The sequence below is a fragment of the Streptomyces sp. NPDC001137 genome (assembly GCF_040298885.1).
GTDB lineage: Bacteria > Actinomycetota > Actinomycetes > Streptomycetales > Streptomycetaceae > Streptomyces.
The window spans coordinates 20874-37781 of sequence record NZ_JBEPBA010000006.1; the positions used below are offsets into that span (position 1 = coordinate 20874).

Genomic DNA, 16908 nt, shown 5'->3' on the forward strand with positions numbered 1-16908 from the left:
GGACGTTAGTGGCTGTTGCTCACATGGTCCATGGGCAGCCACAGCACGGTGTCCTTGAAGGACACGTCCTGTGCGGCGAGTTCCTCGTCGCTCAGCGCCCGGTCCCACACATGGACCTCGTCGATCGCACCGGTGAAGAAGGCCCGGCCGTCCATGCGCTGCCCGATGTGCACACCGAACGGCGAGTTGCGGCTGACCGATCCGGGCACGTCGGCGGTGCCGAGCTGCGTACCGTCGAGGAACAGCGTCAGTCGCCCGCCGCCGCGCCGCAGCGCCAGGTGGTGCCACTGCCCGTCGTTGTACGCCCCCGTGGTGCGCACGGACGCCGACTGCGGGGCCGAAGCACCGCTGCGCACGGTGATCAGCCCCTGGATGCGGTTGCTCGCGGGCTCGGCGCGCAGCCAGACCTGGGGCTGCGTGGTGCCGATCCCGCCCATCCACAGCAGCGGCTGCTCACCGGTCGTGGCGGTGTACCGGAACCACAGCGAGGCCGTGAAGTCCCGCGTCCCGAGCGGGAGTTCGTCCCGATACGGCAGGCGTACGGCGTCGTCGACACCGTCGAACTCCAGCGCCCCGCCGAACATGCCGTCCGTCTCCCGGGCGCCCCCGAGCACGGCCGCCGGCGGTTGGTGCCGGGCGAGGTCGACGGTGCTCGGACCCGGGCCGCGGCGCGGTTGCAGCCAGTCCTCGGTGAAGCGGGCGAAGCGGATCTCGTCGCGGGCGTCGACGGCACCGCCCTCGTACATCAGCCCCACCGTGTCGCGGTCGACGCGCACCATGTCGGAGTAGCCCGACCAGTCCGTGGTGACGACCGTGCCGCGGTCCACGCTGTCCCAGGTGCGTCCGCCGTCGTAGGAGGAGCGGACCATCATGGTCCGGCGGCGGTCGGGGTCACCGGGGCAGGCCAGCAGGATGCTGTCGCCCAGACGCAGCATCGAGCCCTGCACCTGCGGTGTGTAGAGGTCGGGCAGGTCGCGGAACGGGGTGGCGAAGCTGTCGCCGCCGTCCCGGCTGACCGTCTGCGTGCGGTGACCGAGGTCGGTGCCGTCCTGCTCACGGCCGCTGACCAGGACCGAGCCGTCGGTGCGCTCGGTGAGCGTGAGTTCGGACGGCTTCTGCCGGAAGGTGCCGTCGTCGGCGATCGGCCAGATGTCGGTGGCGCCGATCCGCCAGTGGTCGCCGCCGTCGTCGCTGACGATCAGCGCCGCGTGGTTGGCGGTGACCCTGGTGCCGTTCCACGTCTCGGTGTTGACGCCGAAGAGCAGCCGGCCGGCATGCCTGCCACGGGTGAGCTGGATGCCGTGCACGGGCCCGGTGGCGTACCAGGAGTTCCAGTCCGCGGGCAGGATCTCGGAGCTCAGGTCACGGGGTTCGGACCAGGTCAGCCCGTCGTCGTCGCTGTACTGCAGATGCGGGGTCCGGTCGCAGGGCACCGTGCAACTGGAGCCGTCCGCACGGCCCGTGTTGTACGTCTCGGCCAGCAGGACGCGGCCCGTCGCGCGGTCCACGACCGGCGCCGGATTGCCGTGCGTGTCGCCGCCGCCGTGGTTGACGACCTGGAGCGGGCCCCAGGTGCGGCCGCCGTCCGTGGAGCGCTTGAGGACGATGTCGATGTCCCCGGCGTCCCCGCAGTTGCGGACGCGGCCCTCGGCGAAGGCCAGCAGCGTGCCGTCGGCCGACTTCACGACGGCCGGTATGCGGAAGCAGGCGTAGCCGGGGTCCTGGGAGGCCTTGAAGATCACCTGCTGTTCGAACGCGGGAGCCGTGGTGGGGGTTTGGGCTTGCGCGGGATGCGGCGACACGGCCGGTGCGGCGGTGACGACGACCGCTGCGAACACGGTTCTCAGACGTGCGCGAAGACGTGACGGCATGGTGCGAACCTGCCCTTCAGAGGTCTGGACATCTGGACATCCCACGTCCAATGTCCGCACCACAGAGGCTAGTTGGGGTCACCGGAGCCTCACAAGGACCGTGCAGCTACTCGACGGGGATCGCGGCGGCGCGCCACCGCGGACCTCAGGGGCGCAGCACCACCTTGCCCAGATTGCGCCGCGACTCGATCACCGCATGCGCCTTCGCCGCGTCCTCCAGCGCGAACTCCCCGTGCACGGCCGGCTTCAGCGCGCCCGCCCCGAACAGCTGCCACAACTCCTGCCGCCAGCGCTCGTACAGCTCCGGCTTCCCGCGCGCGATCCGCGCCATCTGGAAGCCGATCACGGACTTGGCGCCGACGAGCAGGTCGTACGCCTGGATGGTCCCGCCGCCCGAGCTGTAGGCCACCAGCCGCCCGCCCGGAGCGAGCGCCGCGACGGCCGGCGTGAGCAGCTCGCCGCCGACGGCATCCAAGGCGTAGTCGACGGGATCTCCCCAGCTCTCGTCGCCGTACGCGACGACGTCGTCCGCGCCGAGGGAGCGAACGAAGTCCGCCTTCGCGGCATCGGAGACGGCCCCCACCACCCGGGCCGCGCCCCGCGCCTTCGCCAACTGCACGGCCAGCTGGCCGACTCCGCTCGCGGCAGCCGTGACCAGCGCCGTCTCGCCGGGCTCGGGGTGTGCGGCGGTCAGCGCGCCGAGGGCGACGAGGCCGCTGCGGACGAGCGCGACCGCGTCGACGGCGGACGCGCCGTCCGGTATGGGGGAGGCCATGGCCTCGTGCAGGAGCGCGAAATCGGCGTAACCGTGCCCGAAGCACAGCCCCGTCACACGCTCACCGGTGCGGACCCGGGTGACTCCGGCGCCGACGGCCACCACCTCGCCCGCGATCTCACCGCCCAGCGGGATCGGCTCGGCGGCCTCGGTGACCTTGCGGACGACGGGGAGCGTGACGCCCACGGCCGCGCAGCGGACGAGGAGTTCCCCGGGCCCGGGCTCGGGGACCGGAGCTTCCTCCATGAACAACGGGCCGCCGGTGGACTCGTAGCGGACGCGGCGCATCACACCTCCAGGGGGCGTCGGGACCTCCGACGAATTCGTTGGGAGTCCCAACGATAAGCCGAACTTCGTTGGGAAGTCCAATGACTTTTCGCTAGGCTGTCCGCATGCCCGAAGCTCCCCTCGCCGAGATCCGCTCCCTCCCCAGCTGGCTGCTCGGCCGTGCCGCCGCGCGCGGCCGCGCGCTGGTGGCCGAGGCGCTGGCCGCGGAGGGCCTGAAGATGTGGCACCACGTGGTGCTCTCCGCCGTACGCGACCTCGGCCCCGTCGCCCAGGCCGACCTCGGACGCGGTGTGCAGCTGGATCCGAAGGACCTGGTCGGCGTCCTCAACGACCTCCAGTCCGCGGGTCTCGTCGTACGCGAACCGGACCCCAAGGACCGGCGCAAGAACGCGGTGTCACTCACCGGGGACGGCGCGCGGCTGCTCAAGCGCTGCGAGCGGGCCGCGCGTACGGCCAACGACGAGCTGCTCGCGCCGCTCTCCGCGGCCGAACGCGACCAGTTCCTGGGTCTGTTGATCCGGATTTCCGGTACGGAGAGCTGACGGCGGATAACGTTCCGTCATGGCCGTATCCCTCGCTCTCGATCCCGCGCGCAGCGCCCTCGTTCTGGTCGATCTGATGGACCGGATCGTCGCGCTGCCCCTGGAGCCCCGCAAGGGCACCGAAGTCCTGTCCGCCGCCGAGGAGTTGGCGACCGCGTTCCGCTCGGCGGGCGCGACCGTCGTCCTCGTCCGGGTCGAACGCCCCGGCGTCGCCGAACAGCCGCCCGGCAGCGGCCTGGTGGCCGGTCTGGCCCGGGACGGCGATCTGGAGGTCGTGAAGCGGACCATCGGCGGCTTCCAGGGCACCGGACTGGACGACCTGCTGCGTGACCGGGGAGTCAACACGCTCGTCTTCGGCGGGATCGCCACCAACCTCGGTGTCGAGTCCACCGCCCGCGCCGCCGGAGACCTCGGCTACGACCTGGTCTTCGTCGAGGACGCCATGGCCGCGCTCACGGCCGCCGAGCACGAGGCGTCGGTGCGGTTGGACTTCCCGCGGCTGGGGACCGTGGTGACGGTGGCCGAGGTGCGGTTCGTGGCGGGCTGATCCCGCAGGGCGGCGGGAGCAGCTGAGGCGGGGCCCCTGCGGCGCAGGGGGCGCTCCCCGCCGGTCGGGGCCCCGCCGCCGTGTCGCGGAGAGCCGGTCACCCCTGGGCGGCCGCGGTCCGCAGAGCGATGCGGTCCTCGCCCGCGTACACGTTCATGGAGCTGCCCCGCAGAAAGCCCACGAGGGTCAGGCCCGTCTCCGCCGCCAGGTCGACGGCGAGGGACGAGGGTGCCGAGACCGCCGCCAGGACCGGGATCCCCGCCATGACCGCCTTCTGCGCCAGCTCGAAGGAGGCACGGCCCGAGACCAGCAGGATCGCGCGGGACAGCGGCAGGTCGCCGTTTTGCAGCGCGCGGCCCACCAGCTTGTCGACCGCGTTGTGCCGGCCCACGTCCTCCCGTATGTCCAGCAGCTCGCCGGCCTCCGTGAACAGGGCCGCCGCGTGCAGACCCCCGGTCCGGTCGAAGACCCGCTGGGCCGCGCGCAGCCGGTCGGGGAGGCTCGCGAGCAGCTCGGGCTCGACGCGGACCGGGGGAGTGTCGGCGATCGGCCAGCGGGCCGTCGTACGGACCGCGTCGAGGCTCGCCTTGCCGCACAGCCCGCAGGACGAGGTGGTGTACACGTTCCGCTCGAGTGTGATGTCGGGGATCGCGACTGAGGGTGCGGTCCGCACGTCCACCACGTTGTACGTGTTCGAACCGTCGACCGTGGCCCCCGCGCAGTACACGATGTTCTGCAGATCGTCCTGTTCCGCCAGCACGCCCTCGCTGACCAGGAAGCCCGCCGCCAGCGCGAAGTCGTCGCCCGGGGTGCGCATGGTGATCGCGAGCGGCTTGCCGTTCAGCCGGATCTCCAGCGGTTCCTCGGCGACGAGCGTGTCCGGGCGGGACGAGACCGCCCCGTCGCGGATGCGGATCACCTTGCGTCGTTCCGTGACTCGTCCCATGTCGTGTCTCAGTCCCGGTTCTGTACGTGCTGGTAGCCGAAGCGGCCCTTGATGCAGAGGTTGCCGTGGGTCACCGGGTTGTCGTGCGGTGAGGTGACCTTCACGATCTCATTGTCCTGCACGTGCAGAGTGAGGTTGCAGCCCACTCCGCAGTACGCGCACACCGTCGTCGTCTCCGTCTGCGCCGATTCGTTCCAGGTACCCGCCGCGCGCATGTCGAACTCGGACTTGAACGACAGTGCCCCCGTAGGGCACACCTCGATGCAGTTGCCGCAGTACACGCACGCCGAGTCGGTGAGCGGGGCGCCGTGCTCGACGGCGATCCGGGCGTCGAAGCCGCGGCCGGAGACCGAGATCGCGAAGGTGTTCTGCCACTGGTCGCCGCAGGCGTCCACGCACTTGTAGCAGAGGATGCACTTGTCGTAGTCGCGGACGTACAGATCGTTGTCGACCTTGGGTTCCTCGCCCAGCCGGGCCGCGTCGGGGCCGAAGCGGTCCGGCTTCGCCTCGTACTCCTTGATCCATTCAGCGACTTGGGGAGTCGTCGACAGGTCGACCGAGGAGGCGAGGAGTTCGAGGACGACCCTGCGGCTGTGGCGGGCCCGTTCCGTGTCGGTGCGGACCTCCATGCCGGGCTCGGCCCTGCGGGAGCACGCCGGGACCAGGGTCCTGGATCCCTCCACCTCGACCATGCAGACGCGGCAGGCGTTCCTGGGCCGCAGCGTGTCCCCCTGGCAGAGGGTCGGGATGTCCTTCCCTGCCGCCCGGCAGGCGTCGAGGATCGTCGAGCCCTCGGGGGCGCGCACCGGCTCCCCGTCGAGGGTGAACTCCAGCAGCCGGCGCGGGATCCCCAGCGGTGTCACGGTCATTCGTACGCCCCCAGACGGTCGATGGCTGATTCCACGGCGTTCCACGCGGTCTGTCCCAGGCCGCAGATCGAGGCGTCCCGCATCGCGCGGCCGACCTCCCTGAGCAGGGCGATGTCGTCGGCCGCCGCCGCACCCGTGCGCTCGGCGATCCGGTGCAGCGCCTCCTCCTGGCGCACGGTGCCGACCCGGCAGGGCACGCACTGGCCGCACGACTCCTCGCGGAAGAACTCCGCGATGCGCAGCAGCAGCCGAGGCAGCGGGACCGTGTCGTCGAAGGCCATGACGACACCGGAACCCAGCGTGGTGCCCGCCTCGCGCGTGCCTTCGAAGGTGAGCGGGATGTCCAGTTCGTCCGGCCGTACGAAGCCGCCCGCCGCGCCGCCGAGGAGCACCGCCCGCAGACGGTCCCGCACCCCGGCCAGGGTGAGCAGGTCGCCCAGTGTCGCCCCGAACGGCAGCTCGTAGATGCCGGGCCGGTCCACGCTGCCCGAGACGCAGAACAGCTTCGGTCCGGTGGACCGCCCGGTGCCGATGGCCGCGTAGGCCGGGGCGCCCATGGTCAGGATCGGCAGGACGTTGACCAGCGTCTCCACGTTGTTCTCGACCGTCGGCTTGCCGAACAGGCCCTTCTCCACCGGGAAGGGCGGCTTCGAGCGAGGCTCGCCGCGGTAGCCCTCGATGGAGTTGAACAGGGCCGTCTCCTCGCCGCAGATGTAGGCGCCCGCACCGCGCCGGATCTCGATGTCGAACGCGTGGCCCTGGCCGAGGACGTCCTCGCCGAGGAAGCCACGCGCGCGTGCCTGCGCGATCGCGTGCTCCAGGCGGCGCAGGGCCCGCGGGTACTCGCCGCGCAGGTACACGTACCCCTTGTGCGCCCCGGTCGCGTACCCGGCGATGGTCATCGCCTCGACCAGCGCGTACGGGTCCCCTTCCATGATCACGCGGTCCTTGAAGGTGCCCGGCTCGGATTCGTCGGCGTTGCAGACGAGGTGGTGCGGGTGGTCGGGCTGGGACGCCGTGGCCTGCCATTTGCGGCCGGTGGGGAAGGCGGCGCCGCCGCGCCCGACCAGGCCGGAGTCGGTGACCTCGCGGATGACCCCCGCGGGACCGAGCTCGAAGGCCCGGCGCAGGGCGGTGTAGCCGCCGTGGGCCCGGTAGTCGTCGAGACTTTCCGGGTCCACCACGCCGACCCGCCGCAGCAGGACAAGCCCGTCCTGCCCGGCCTGGGGCACCGCCGTCGCCGCCGGCGGTTCCTCCGGCGCCGAGTCCGGCGCGCTCGCGGCGAGGACGGCCGCCTCGGCCGTCGCCGGCGCCGACACCGCCGTACGCACCGGGTCGCCCGCCTTGATCGCGAGGGCCGCCGGGGCCCGCTCGCACAGACCGAGGCAGGGGCCGCGCTCGACGCTCACCCCGCTGCCCGGGCTCAGCCGCGCCTCGATCCCGGCGCACAGCTCGGGCGCCCCGGCCACCGCGCAGGCCAGGTCCGTGCACACGTGGAGCACGGTGGCGGGGCGGGGCTTCACGGAGAACATGGCGTAGAAGGTGGCGACCCCGTACGCCTCCGCAGGCGGTACGGTCAGCCGCCGGCACAGGTAGTCCAGGGCACCCTCGCTGATCCAGCCGATCCGGTCGTTGATCGCGTGCAGCCCCGGCAACAGCAGGTCGCGCCTCTCCCGGGCCGCGCGGCCGCCGCGGGCCCACCTCAGATCGGCGTCGGAGCGGTCCGCGCCCTCCCAGGAGGACTCCGGGGGGCCCAACAGGGCGTCCACCGCGGCCCGTTCGTCGTCCGTCGGCTTGCTGTCGCCGAAGTGCAGATCCACCAGGTCACCTCACGATGGTCGCGACGGGGAGCTTCTCGATCCGGATCGCCGACGCCTTGAACTCCGCCGTCCCAGCGATCGGGCAGTTCGCCTCGATGGTCAGCTGGTTGGTGTCCACCTCGTCGGGAAAGTGCATGGTCATGAAGGCGAGTCCGGGCCGCAGCGCCGTGTCGACCCATACGGGCGCCACGACCGACCCCCGCCGTGAGGACACCTGGACCTCCTCGCCGACCACGACCCCGTAGCGTTCGGCGTCCTCCGGGCACAGCTCGATGTACTCGCCGCGCCGGAGCGGCGAGGCGAAACCGCCGCTCTGCACACCGGTGTTGTACGAGTCGAGGCGCCGCCCGGTCGTCAGCCGGATCGGGTACTCCTCGTCGGTGAGGTCGACCGGCGGATCGTGCTGGACGATCCCGAAGGGTGCGGGCATCCCGCGTCGGGCCGGGTCCTTCTCCCACAACCTGCCGTGCAGATAGGTCGGTTCGAGCTCGTCGGTGCTCGGGCAGGGCCACTGGATGCCCTGGTGCTCCTCCAGGCGTTCGTACGTCATCCCGTAGTGGTCCGGGGAGACCGAGCGCAGCTCGTTCCAGACGGCCTCGGCATCCGCGTACTTCCAGTCGTGGCCGAGGCGTGCCGCCAGTTCGCAGATGATGTCGATGTCCTCACGCGCCTCGCCGGGCGGGGTGACCGCCCGGCGCACCCGCTGCACCCGCCGCTCGCTGTTGGTGGTCGTGCCGTCGGTCTCCGCCCAGCCGGCGGTCGCGGGCAGGACCACGTCCGCCAGCTCGGCCGTCCTGGTCAGGAAGATGTCCTGGACGACGAGGAAGTCGAGCTGCCGCATCCGGCGCACGGCCTGCTCGCTGTCGGCCTCCGACTGCGCCGGGTTCTCGCCGATGCAGTAGACGGCCTTGAGGGAACCCTCCTCCATCGCCTCGAACATCTCCGTCAGGTTCAGCCCGTAGTGCGGCTGGATGACGGTGTCCCAGGCCGACTCGAACTTCAGCCGGGAGTCGGGGTCGAGGATGTCCTGGAAGCCGGGCAGCCGGTTGGGGATGGCGCCCATGTCGCCGCCGCCCTGCACGTTGTTCTGGCCGCGCAGGGGCTGCAACCCGGCGCCGTAGCGCCCCACTTGACCGGTGAGCAGGGAGAGATTGATCAGCGCGCGGACGTTGTCGGTGCCGTTGTGGTGCTCCGTGATGCCGAGGGTCCAGCACAGCTGGGCGCGCTCGGCACGGGCGTAGGCGTGCGCCAACTCCCGTATCGCACGCGCCGGTACGCCCGTGACCTTCTCGGCGAGGGACAGCGTCCACGGCTCGACGAGCGCCTTGTACTCCTCGAAGCCGGTCGTCGCCCGCGCGATGAACGCCTCGTTGGCCAGGCCCGCGTGGATGATCTCGCGGCCGATCGCGTGCGCCATCGGGATGTCGGTGCCGACGTTGAGTCCGAGCCAGCTCTCCGCCCACTCGGCGGTCGAGGTGCGGCGCGGGTCGACGGCGTACATCCGGGCGCCGTTCCTGATGCCCTTCAACACGTGCTGGAAGAAGATCGGGTGCGCGAAGCGGGCGTTGGAGCCCCACATCACGATGACGTCGGTGTACTCGATCTCCTCGTACGACGACGTCCCGCCGCCCGAGCCGAACGCCGCCGACAGACCCGCGACGCTGGGGGCGTGGCAGGTGCGGTTGCAGGAGTCGACGTTGTTGGTGCCCATCACGACCCGGGCGAACTTCTGCGCCACGTAGTTCATCTCGTTGGTCGCGCGGGCGCAGGAGAACATGCCGAACGCGCCTCGGTTGCGTTCCAGGCCGCGGGCCGCCCGGTCCAGGGCCTCCTCCCAGCTCGCCCGCCGGAACGGCTCGTCACGGGAGTCGCGGACCAGCGGGTGGGTGAGCCGGGTGTAGGTCTTCGGGGTCCGGTCGCGTTTCCTCATACGACACTCCTCATGCGGCGCTCCTCAGCGCGAGCAGGTCCGAGATGGCGTGCACGGTGCGCAGGGTGGGCACCTCCACGCCGGTGATCTCCGCCAACTCGACGACGGCCGCGAGCAGGACGTCGAGTTCGAGCGGCTTGCCGCGCTCCAGGTCCTGGAGCGTGGAGGTGCGGTGGTCGCCGACGCGCTCTGCGCCGGCCAGACGGCGTTCGATGGAGACGCCGACCTCGCAGCCGAGCGCCTCGGCCACGGCGAGCGTCTCGGCCATCATCGTCTCGATGACCTTGCGGGTGCCGCCGTGCAGACACATCTGCCGCATGGTGGCGCGGGACAGCGCGCTGATCGGGTTGAAGGAGATGTTGCCGAGCAGCTTGACCCAGATGTCGCCCCGCAGTTCCGGCTCGACCGGGCACTTCAGGCCACCGGCGACCATGGCCTCGCTGAAGGCCAGACAGCGCTTGGACACGCTGCGGTCGGGCTCCCCGACGGAGAATCGGGTGCCTTCCAAGTGCCGTACGACACCCGGTCCTTCGAGCTCGGTGGCCGCGTAGACGACACATCCGACGGCCCGTTCGGGCGCGAGCACCGCACTGACCGCGCCGCCGGGGTCCACACTCTCGACGCGGTGGCCGTCGTAGGGGCCGCCGTGCCGGTGGAAGTACCACCAGGGGATGCCGTTCTGGGCGGCGATCACCGCCGTGCCGTCGTGCAGAAGGGGCTCGATCAGCGGCCCGCACGCCGCGTACGAGTGGGCCTTCAGGCCCAGGAAGACGAAGTCGACCGGGCCGATCTCGGCCGGGTCGTCGGTGGCGTGGGCGTGCGCGGTGAAGTCGCCGCGCGGGCTGAGCACCCGTACTCCGTGCTGCCTCATGGCCGCCAAGTGCGGTCCACGGGCGACGAGATGCACATCGGCGCCGGCGCGATGGAGCGCGGCACCGACGTAGGCGCCGATCGCACCGGCGCCGAGAACTGCGACTTTCATGACGAGGGAGCTCCGTTCGGTTCGAGGGATACCGCGGAGATGGCCGCACAGTCGAACTCTGCCGAACAGTGTCGACTGAATATTGTCTACAGTATGGTGACGGGAGCCACAAGAGTCCGCACACGGCCGGGAAAACCGGGCGGTCCGACCGTTCGGCGCTCGCCGCATACCGCTCATCGCATACGGTCGACGCGCCGCCTTCTCAACTCCCTTGCCGCTCCCCTACGTTCGGGATCATGAGTCCCCCTGTCGCACCGGCCGGCTGGAGCCGCTGGCTGGTTCCCCCCGCCGCTCTCTCCGTCCATCTCTCCATCGGCCAGGCCTACGCCTGGAGCGTCTTCAAGCCGCCCCTGGAGTCCTCGCTCGGCCTCAGCGGAACGCAGAGCGCGCTGCCCTTCCAGCTCGCCATCGTCATGCTTGGTCTGTCGGCCGCGTTCGGCGGCACGCTGGTGGAGCGCAACGGGCCGCGCTGGGCGATGACCGTCGCCCTGGTCTGCTTCTCGTCCGGCTTCCTGATCTCCGCGCTGGGCGCGGCCACCGAGCAGTACTGGCTGATCGTCCTCGGCTACGGCTTCGTCGGCGGCATCGGCCTCGGCATCGGTTACATCTCGCCCGTCTCCACACTGATCAAGTGGTTCCCGGACCGGCCCGGGATGGCCACCGGCATCGCGATCATGGGCTTCGGCGGCGGCGCGCTCATCGCCTCGCCCTGGTCCACGCAGATGCTGGGTTCCTTCGGCGCCGACAGCTCCGGCATCGCGCTCGCGTTCCTCGTGCACGGGCTGTCGTACGCCGTCTTCATGTCGCTCGGTGTGCTGCTGGTGCGGGTGCCGCGCGGCGAGCGGCCGGTCGAGGGCGCGCCGAGCGCCTTCCAGGGGCCGCAGGTCTCGGCAGGCACGGCCATCCGCACCCCGCAGTTCTGGTGTCTGTGGGTCGTGCTCTGCATGAACGTGACCGCGGGCATCGGCATCCTGGAGAAGGCCGCCCCGATGATCCAGGACTTCTTCAAGAACACCTCGACCCCGGTGTCCGTCTCGGCCTCGGCCGGCTTCGTGGCGCTGCTCTCCGCCGCCAACATGGCGGGCCGCATCGGCTGGTCCTCCACCTCCGACCTGATCGGACGCAAGAACATCTACCGCGTCTACCTGGGCTTCGGAGCGGTGATGTACGCGCTGATCGCCTTGTTCGGCGACTCCTCCAAGCCGCTGTTCATCCTGTGCGCGATGGTGATCCTGTCCTTCTACGGCGGTGGCTTCGCGACCATCCCGGCCTATCTGAAGGACCTCTTCGGCACATATCAGGTCGGTGCCATCCACGGGCGGCTGCTCACCGCCTGGTCCACGGCCGGCGTCCTCGGACCGCTGATCGTGAACTGGATCGCCGACCACCAGAAGGCCGACGGCAAGAGTGGCGCGTCCCTCTACAGCCTCTCCTTCGTCATCATGATCGGGCTGCTCGTCGTCGGCTTCGTCGCCAACGAACTCGTCCGGCCCGTCAACGCCCGCCACCACATCCCCGCCCCGAGGGAGGAGACCGTCGATGTCGAACGACAGCAGTCAGAGTCCGCCTGACCGGCGCCCGCTGATCGCCTTCGCCTGGCTGTGGGTGGGGGCACCGCTCGCCTACGGGGTGTACGAGCTCGTACAGAAGGCGACGAAGCTGTTCACCGGGTGACTGTTCGGTAGGTGTTCGGGCGTCCGAAGGCCTGACAGAAGCCGACAACCCCGGCGCCCGAATCCTGTCGTCTTGGCTGCCGTCGTACCCGTGAGTCACTGATCAGACTGGTGGATCCCGCTACCCAAGGCAACGAGGGGGACCGCCCAATGAACGGCTCGCGCATCGCCGCCGTCGGCCACTACCAGCCCGCCAAGGTGCTCACCAACGAGGATCTGGCGGGTCTGGTCGACACCAGTGACGAGTGGATCACGTCCCGGGTGGGCATCCGCACACGCCACATCGCCGGGCCCGACGAGCCGGTCGACGAGCTGGCCGCCCATGCAGCGGCCAAGGCGCTCGCGGCGGCCGGTCTCGCCCCGGGTGACATCGACCTGGTCCTGGTCGCCACCTCCACCGCCGTGGACCGCTCGCCCAACATGGCCGCCCGGGTCGCCGCCCGGCTCGGCATCCCCTCGCCCGCCGCGATGGACGTCAACGTCGTGTGCGCCGGGTTCACCCACGCCCTCGCCACCGCCGACCACACGGTGCGGGCGGGTGCCTCGACGCGTGCGCTGGTCATCGGTGCCGACAAGATGTCCGACGTGACCGACTGGAGCGACCGCACCACCTGCGTCCTCGTCGGCGACGGCGCGGGGGCCGCCGTCGTGGAAGCCGCGGACGGACCCGGCATCGGGCCCGTGCTGTGGGGCTCCGTGCCCGAAATGGGGCATGCCGTACGCATCGAGGGCACGCCCGCGCGGTTCGCGCAGGAGGGCCAGAGTGTGTACCGCTGGGCCACCACCCAGCTGCCGCCCATCGCCCGCAGGGCCTGCGAGCGCGCCGGACTCGCCCCCGAGGACCTCGCCGCAGTCGTCCTGCACCAGGCGAACCTGCGGATCATCGAACCCCTCGCCGAGAAGATCGGCGCCGTCAACGCCGTCGTCGCGCGGGATGTCGCCGAGTCCGGGAACACCTCGGCGGCGAGCATCCCGCTCGCCTTCTCCAAGCTGGTCGAGCGGGGCGCCATTTCGACCGGGGACCCGGTGCTGCTGTTCGGCTTCGGCGGAAACCTGTCGTACGCCGGACAGGTCGTCCGCTGCCCGTGACCTGCGCTGACGGCTCGATGTGACGCACTCGACCCGCCGTACCCCTGGCCACTGTGCGCCGTAGACTGTAGACGAAAGACAATCCATACTGGCTTTCCGGCTGCAGTTGCTCCGCGCCGCTCAGGAGGGGGACCGACCGATGTTGTCGACAGGACTGCCGCAGGGCGCGGTACCCAAGCTGGAACGGCCCGGCCCGCTGCGCGACCGCGTCTACGAGGCGCTCCTCGAACTGATCACCACGCGTGCCCTCCAGCCCGGCCAGCACCTCGTCGAGAGCGAACTCGCAGGCCACCTCGGGGTGTCCCGGCAGCCCGTACGGGAGGCGCTGCAGCGGCTCAACACCGAGGGCTGGGTCGATCTGCGGCCCGCCCAGGGCGCGTTCGTGCACGAACCCACGGAGGAGGAGGCCGACCAGCTGCTCACCGTCCGCACGCTGCTGGAGGCCGAGGCGGCCCGGCTCGCCGCCGCCAACGCGGGCAGCGCCGGCATCTCGGTCCTGGAGGAGCTGTGCGCGCAGGGCGAGAAGGCCGTCGCCGCGGACGACGTGGACGGCGCCGTCACGATGAACGCCCGCTTCCACACGAAGATCATGGAGCTGGCGGGCAATGCGGTCCTCGCCGAACTCGCCGCCCAGGTCGACCGCCGGGTGCGCTGGTACTACACACCCATCGCCCGGCAGCGCGGCCGGCAGTCCTGGATCGAGCACCGCGAGCTGATCGCCGCGATCGCCGACCGTGACGAGCAGCGGGCCACGCAGCTGATGCGGGAGCACACCGAGCACACCCGGCGGTCGTACCACGACCGGACGAAGTGACCGCAGGGCCGCCGAGCGGACCCTGGGCAGGGCGAGGCGGCGGCAGGATGTGGTGCGTGGGCTTCTCGTCGTCCCCTGACGGCCGTGTCGCCGGCCCTCGGTCAACGCGAGGAGACCGGGGACTGGTTCGACCTCGTCAAGGTCCTCGTGCCGGAAGCGAACACGCCGGTCAGGACACGATGGCGGCCGCCGGGCGCCGGGCTTCCCGCGCCTCGACCGCCAGCATGGCCACCAACACCGCGACCAGGGCGAAGAGTTCGGCGACCGCCGAGACACGGACGCCGAGGAGCGCGGCCGCCAGGGCGACGGGTGCGGCCGTGGCGCGGAAGCGCAAGGGGTGCATGCGCAGGACCGCGCGGAAGGCCACGTCCCCGGCGAGGAAGAGCGCCACGCCACCCGCGAGAGCAAGCGCCGGGCCCGTGTGCAGGTGTTCCGTGAGGTGGCCCAGCGTCTTCTTCACGCCCGCGGCCAGGTAGGCGATGCCGAGCAGCATCGGCAGGAAGCAGTAGTAGTACGCGTTCATCGCCAGCCGCCACCGGCTCGGCGCCGGCGTGGCCCGGAACGCCGCCTCGGCCGCCTCCTCGTCCCGCACGAAGTACGTCCACCACAGCGCGACCGCGAGGGCGAGCGAGAGGAACGCGCCACCGACCAGGCCAGGAGTGAGCGGCAGTCGGCCGATTCCGGTGCCGATCGCGATGACGGACTCGCCGAACGCGACGATCAGCAGCAGGCCGTGGCGCTCCACGAAGTGTGCCGGGTCCAGGCTGCCCAGCTGGACACGCATCTCGGCGGCCGACCGCTGTCCGTCGGCCCTGCCCGGCCCGTGCTCGGCGAAGAACGGCGTCACGAACTGCAGGACGAGGACGAGCAGCCACAGGCCGTCCGCCGCGAGGCCGTCGAAGAAACCGGCCGCGGTCACGGCGAGGGCGGCCAGCGAGTTCGGCACGCCGTACCAGATCGAGTCCCGCCCGTGGCTGCGGGTGTAGAGCGCGGTGTGCACGACCACGACCGTGAGGAAGCCGAGCCCGAACACCACGCCGGTGTCGTCGAAGACGCGCGGGATGGCGAGGGCGCACACCAGGAACGCGCCCATGCCCAGGATCAGCAGCAGCCGGCGGGAGGGGCGGTCCGGCGGGACCTGGTTGGTGAGGTACGCGTAGGCGCCGTACATCCAGAACAGCACCACGAAGACCAGCGCGACCCGGCCCGCCGTGGCGAACGTGAGGTCGCCGGCGAGCAGCACGGTGAGCTGGGTGAGGGTGAAGACGAAGACGAGGTCGAAGAAGAGTTCGAGAGTCGTGACTCTTCGACCCGGCTCCTGCTCCACTGCGCTGTTCATGACTCCCCCTGGATCGATCGCGCGTTCCCCCTGGAACGCGTTGACCAGATCGTATGGGCCTGACATGGCTGCGGCCCGCGACTTTCCTTTGTCCTGTCAGTGGAGAAAGTCGGCGCCAATTCGTGCACGACTTCTTCCCAGGTTCGGCGGGCGCTGCTACGTTCCCCTCGAAAGCCCGGACAGTGGTGGCCGATTGAGGCGGGGAGGGGCTCGTGAGACGCATGACGGCACGACCTGCGAACGCCCATCAGGCCAAGCTGCTGAAGCTGTTGCGCGACGGAGGACCCAACTCCCGTGCGCAGCTGGGTGACCAGGTCGATCTGTCGCGGTCCAAGCTGGCCGTGGAGGTGGACCGGCTGCTGGAGACGGGCCTGGTCGTGGCAGACGGACTCGCCGCCTCGCGCGGCGGCCGACGCTCCCACAACATCAGGCTCGCACCCGGCCTGCGTTTCCTCGGCGTCGACATCGGCGCGACCTCGGTCGACGTCGCCGTCACCAACGCCGAACTGGAGATCCTCGGACACCTCAACCAGCCCATGGACGTACGCGAGGGCCCCGTCGCGGTCTTCGAGCAAGTCCTGTCGATGGCCGCGAAGTTGAGGGCCTCGGGGCTCGCGGAGGGTTTCGACGGCGCCGGCATCGGCGTCCCGGGACCGGTCCGCTTCCCCGAGGGCGTCCCCGTGGCTCCGCCGATCATGCCGGGCTGGGACGGCTTCCCCGTACGGGAGGCGCTCAGCCAGGAACTCGGCTGCCCGGTCATGGTCGACAACGACGTGAACCTCATGGCGATGGGGGAGCAGCACGCGGGCGTCGCACGCTCCGTGGGCGACTTCCTCTGTGTCAAGATCGGCACCGGCATCGGCTGCGGCATCGTCGCCGGCGGTGAGGTCCACCGCGGTGTGACGGGCAGCGCGGGCGACATCGGGCACATCCAGGCCGTGCCCGACGGAAACCCGTGCGCCTGCGGCAACCGCGGCTGTTTGGAAGCCCACTTCAGCGGGGCGGCCCTCGCCCGGGACGCCACGGCGGCGGCCGAGCAGGGGCTGTCCGAGGCACTCGCCGCGCGGCTGGCGGCGAACGGCACGCTCACCGCGATCGACGTCGCCGCCGCGGCCGCCGCGGGCGACGCCACCGCCCTCGACCTGATCCGCGAGGGCGGCAACCGCACCGGCCAGGTCATCGCCGGCCTGGTCTCCTTCTTCAACCCCGGTCTGGTGGTGATCGGCGGCGGGGTGACCGGCCTCGGCCACACGCTGCTCGCCGCCATCCGCACCCAGGTCTACCGCCAGTCGCTGCCCCTCGCGACGGGCAACCTGCCCATCGTCCTCGGGGAGCTGGGTCCGACCGCCGGCGTCATCGGCGCGGCCCGGCTCATCAGCGACCACCTCTTCTCGCCTGCGTAACCCACCCCGTTTTCGAAGAT

Annotated in this window: 15 protein-coding genes; 7 read left to right on the forward strand and 8 right to left on the reverse strand. The window is 71.0% G+C overall.

The annotated features are described in order from the left end of the window. Positions 1 to 5: 5 nt before the first annotated feature. Both ABT254_RS13560 and ABT254_RS13565 read right to left on the reverse strand, forming a co-directional pair. Positions 6 to 1871 (reverse strand): exo-alpha-sialidase, encoded by a 1866-nt coding sequence (locus ABT254_RS13560; RefSeq protein WP_351468149.1) that lies wholly within the window; start codon positions 1869 to 1871, stop codon positions 6 to 8. 145 nt (positions 1872 to 2016) lie between these two features. Continuing rightward, positions 2017 to 2934, reverse strand: coding sequence for a quinone oxidoreductase family protein (locus ABT254_RS13565; RefSeq protein ID WP_351468152.1), 918 nt, complete (start codon positions 2932 to 2934; stop codon positions 2017 to 2019). Positions 2935 to 3038: 104 nt separating this feature from the next. On the opposite strand from ABT254_RS13565, the gene ABT254_RS13570 reads away from it, so the two are divergent. Beyond that, on the forward strand, positions 3039 to 3476 hold the full coding sequence (locus ABT254_RS13570; protein WP_351468154.1) for a MarR family winged helix-turn-helix transcriptional regulator: 438 nt from the start codon (positions 3039 to 3041) through the stop codon (positions 3474 to 3476). 19 nt (positions 3477 to 3495) lie between these two features. Beyond that, on the forward strand, positions 3496 to 4023 hold the full coding sequence (locus tag ABT254_RS13575; protein ID WP_351468157.1) for an isochorismatase family protein: 528 nt from the start codon (positions 3496 to 3498) through the stop codon (positions 4021 to 4023). A gap of 97 nt (positions 4024 to 4120) precedes the next feature. On the opposite strand, the gene fdhD is transcribed toward ABT254_RS13575, so the two are convergent. The 5 genes from fdhD to ABT254_RS13600 are packed head-to-tail and all read right to left on the reverse strand — an operon-like array spanning position 4121 to position 10570. Then, positions 4121 to 4969: a formate dehydrogenase accessory sulfurtransferase FdhD gene (gene fdhD / locus ABT254_RS13580; RefSeq protein WP_351468160.1), complete on the reverse strand. Its 849-nt coding sequence runs from the start codon at positions 4967 to 4969 to the stop codon at positions 4121 to 4123. 8 nt (positions 4970 to 4977) lie between these two features. Next, positions 4978 to 5838: a 2Fe-2S iron-sulfur cluster-binding protein gene (locus ABT254_RS13585; protein WP_351468162.1), complete on the reverse strand. Its 861-nt coding sequence runs from the start codon at positions 5836 to 5838 to the stop codon at positions 4978 to 4980. After that, positions 5835 to 7658 carry an NADH-ubiquinone oxidoreductase-F iron-sulfur binding region domain-containing protein gene (locus tag ABT254_RS13590; protein WP_351468165.1) on the reverse strand — a complete coding sequence of 608 codons (1824 nt, stop codon included), beginning with the start codon at positions 7656 to 7658 and terminating at the stop codon, positions 5835 to 5837. The genes ABT254_RS13585 and ABT254_RS13590 overlap by 4 nt, the downstream gene beginning before the upstream one ends. A 4-nt stretch (positions 7659 to 7662) precedes the next feature. Continuing rightward, positions 7663 to 9588, reverse strand: a complete 1926-nt coding sequence (locus ABT254_RS13595) for a molybdopterin oxidoreductase family protein (RefSeq protein WP_351468167.1) — start codon at positions 9586 to 9588, stop codon at positions 7663 to 7665. 10 nt (positions 9589 to 9598) lie between these two features. Beyond that, complete coding sequence (locus tag ABT254_RS13600; RefSeq protein WP_351468170.1) at positions 9599 to 10570, reverse strand: 2-dehydropantoate 2-reductase; 972 nt, start codon at positions 10568 to 10570, stop codon at positions 9599 to 9601. A 236-nt stretch (positions 10571 to 10806) separates the two neighbouring features. Between ABT254_RS13600 and ABT254_RS13605 the strand changes: the two genes are divergently transcribed. The 4 genes from ABT254_RS13605 to ABT254_RS13620 all read left to right on the forward strand — a co-directional run bounded on the left by ABT254_RS13605 (position 10807) and on the right by ABT254_RS13620 (position 14146). Beyond that, positions 10807 to 12141, forward strand: coding sequence for an OFA family MFS transporter (locus tag ABT254_RS13605; RefSeq protein WP_351468172.1), 1335 nt, complete (start codon positions 10807 to 10809; stop codon positions 12139 to 12141). Continuing rightward, a complete protein-coding gene (locus tag ABT254_RS13610; RefSeq protein ID WP_266962832.1) occupies positions 12110 to 12244 on the forward strand; it encodes an MFS transporter small subunit in 135 nt (44 codons plus the stop codon). Before ABT254_RS13605 ends, ABT254_RS13610 begins: the two co-directional genes overlap by 32 nt. Before the next feature lie 149 nt (positions 12245 to 12393). Then, positions 12394 to 13332: a beta-ketoacyl-ACP synthase III gene (locus tag ABT254_RS13615; protein ID WP_351468174.1), complete on the forward strand. Its 939-nt coding sequence runs from the start codon at positions 12394 to 12396 to the stop codon at positions 13330 to 13332. A 139-nt stretch (positions 13333 to 13471) separates the two neighbouring features. Then, complete coding sequence (locus tag ABT254_RS13620) at positions 13472 to 14146, forward strand: GntR family transcriptional regulator (RefSeq protein WP_351468175.1); 675 nt, start codon at positions 13472 to 13474, stop codon at positions 14144 to 14146. A gap of 169 nt (positions 14147 to 14315) precedes the next feature. Here the strand turns inward: ABT254_RS13620 and ABT254_RS13625 are convergent, their stop codons facing one another. Next, complete coding sequence (locus ABT254_RS13625; protein ID WP_351468178.1) at positions 14316 to 15485, reverse strand: low temperature requirement protein A; 1170 nt, start codon at positions 15483 to 15485, stop codon at positions 14316 to 14318. 221 nt (positions 15486 to 15706) lie between these two features. Here ABT254_RS13625 and ABT254_RS13630 point away from each other — a divergent pair, with 221 nt between their 5' ends. Further along, complete coding sequence (locus tag ABT254_RS13630) at positions 15707 to 16888, forward strand: ROK family transcriptional regulator (protein WP_351468181.1); 1182 nt, start codon at positions 15707 to 15709, stop codon at positions 16886 to 16888. Positions 16889 to 16908: the final 20 nt, after the last annotated feature.

Coding starts and splice junctions, on each gene's coding strand:
- ABT254_RS13610 (WP_266962832.1), top strand. CDS start 12,110: ATGTCGAACGACAGCAGTCAGAGTCCGCCTGACCGGCGCCCGCTGATC.
- ABT254_RS13600 (WP_351468170.1), bottom strand. CDS start 10,570: ATGAAAGTCGCAGTTCTCGGCGCCGGTGCGATCGGCGCCTACGTCGGT.
- ABT254_RS13575 (WP_351468157.1), top strand. CDS start 3,496: ATGGCCGTATCCCTCGCTCTCGATCCCGCGCGCAGCGCCCTCGTTCTG.
- ABT254_RS13625 (WP_351468178.1), bottom strand. CDS start 15,485: ATGAACAGCGCAGTGGAGCAGGAGCCGGGTCGAAGAGTCACGACTCTC.
- ABT254_RS13585 (WP_351468162.1), bottom strand. CDS start 5,838: ATGACCGTGACACCGCTGGGGATCCCGCGCCGGCTGCTGGAGTTCACC.
- ABT254_RS13565 (WP_351468152.1), bottom strand. CDS start 2,934: ATGCGCCGCGTCCGCTACGAGTCCACCGGCGGCCCGTTGTTCATGGAG.
- ABT254_RS13615 (WP_351468174.1), top strand. CDS start 12,394: ATGAACGGCTCGCGCATCGCCGCCGTCGGCCACTACCAGCCCGCCAAG.
- ABT254_RS13605 (WP_351468172.1), top strand. CDS start 10,807: ATGAGTCCCCCTGTCGCACCGGCCGGCTGGAGCCGCTGGCTGGTTCCC.
- ABT254_RS13595 (WP_351468167.1), bottom strand. CDS start 9,588: ATGAGGAAACGCGACCGGACCCCGAAGACCTACACCCGGCTCACCCAC.
- ABT254_RS13570 (WP_351468154.1), top strand. CDS start 3,039: ATGCCCGAAGCTCCCCTCGCCGAGATCCGCTCCCTCCCCAGCTGGCTG.
- fdhD (WP_351468160.1), bottom strand. CDS start 4,969: ATGGGACGAGTCACGGAACGACGCAAGGTGATCCGCATCCGCGACGGG.
- ABT254_RS13630 (WP_351468181.1), top strand. CDS start 15,707: ATGACGGCACGACCTGCGAACGCCCATCAGGCCAAGCTGCTGAAGCTG.
- ABT254_RS13560 (WP_351468149.1), bottom strand. CDS start 1,871: ATGCCGTCACGTCTTCGCGCACGTCTGAGAACCGTGTTCGCAGCGGTC.
- ABT254_RS13620 (WP_351468175.1), top strand. CDS start 13,472: ATGTTGTCGACAGGACTGCCGCAGGGCGCGGTACCCAAGCTGGAACGG.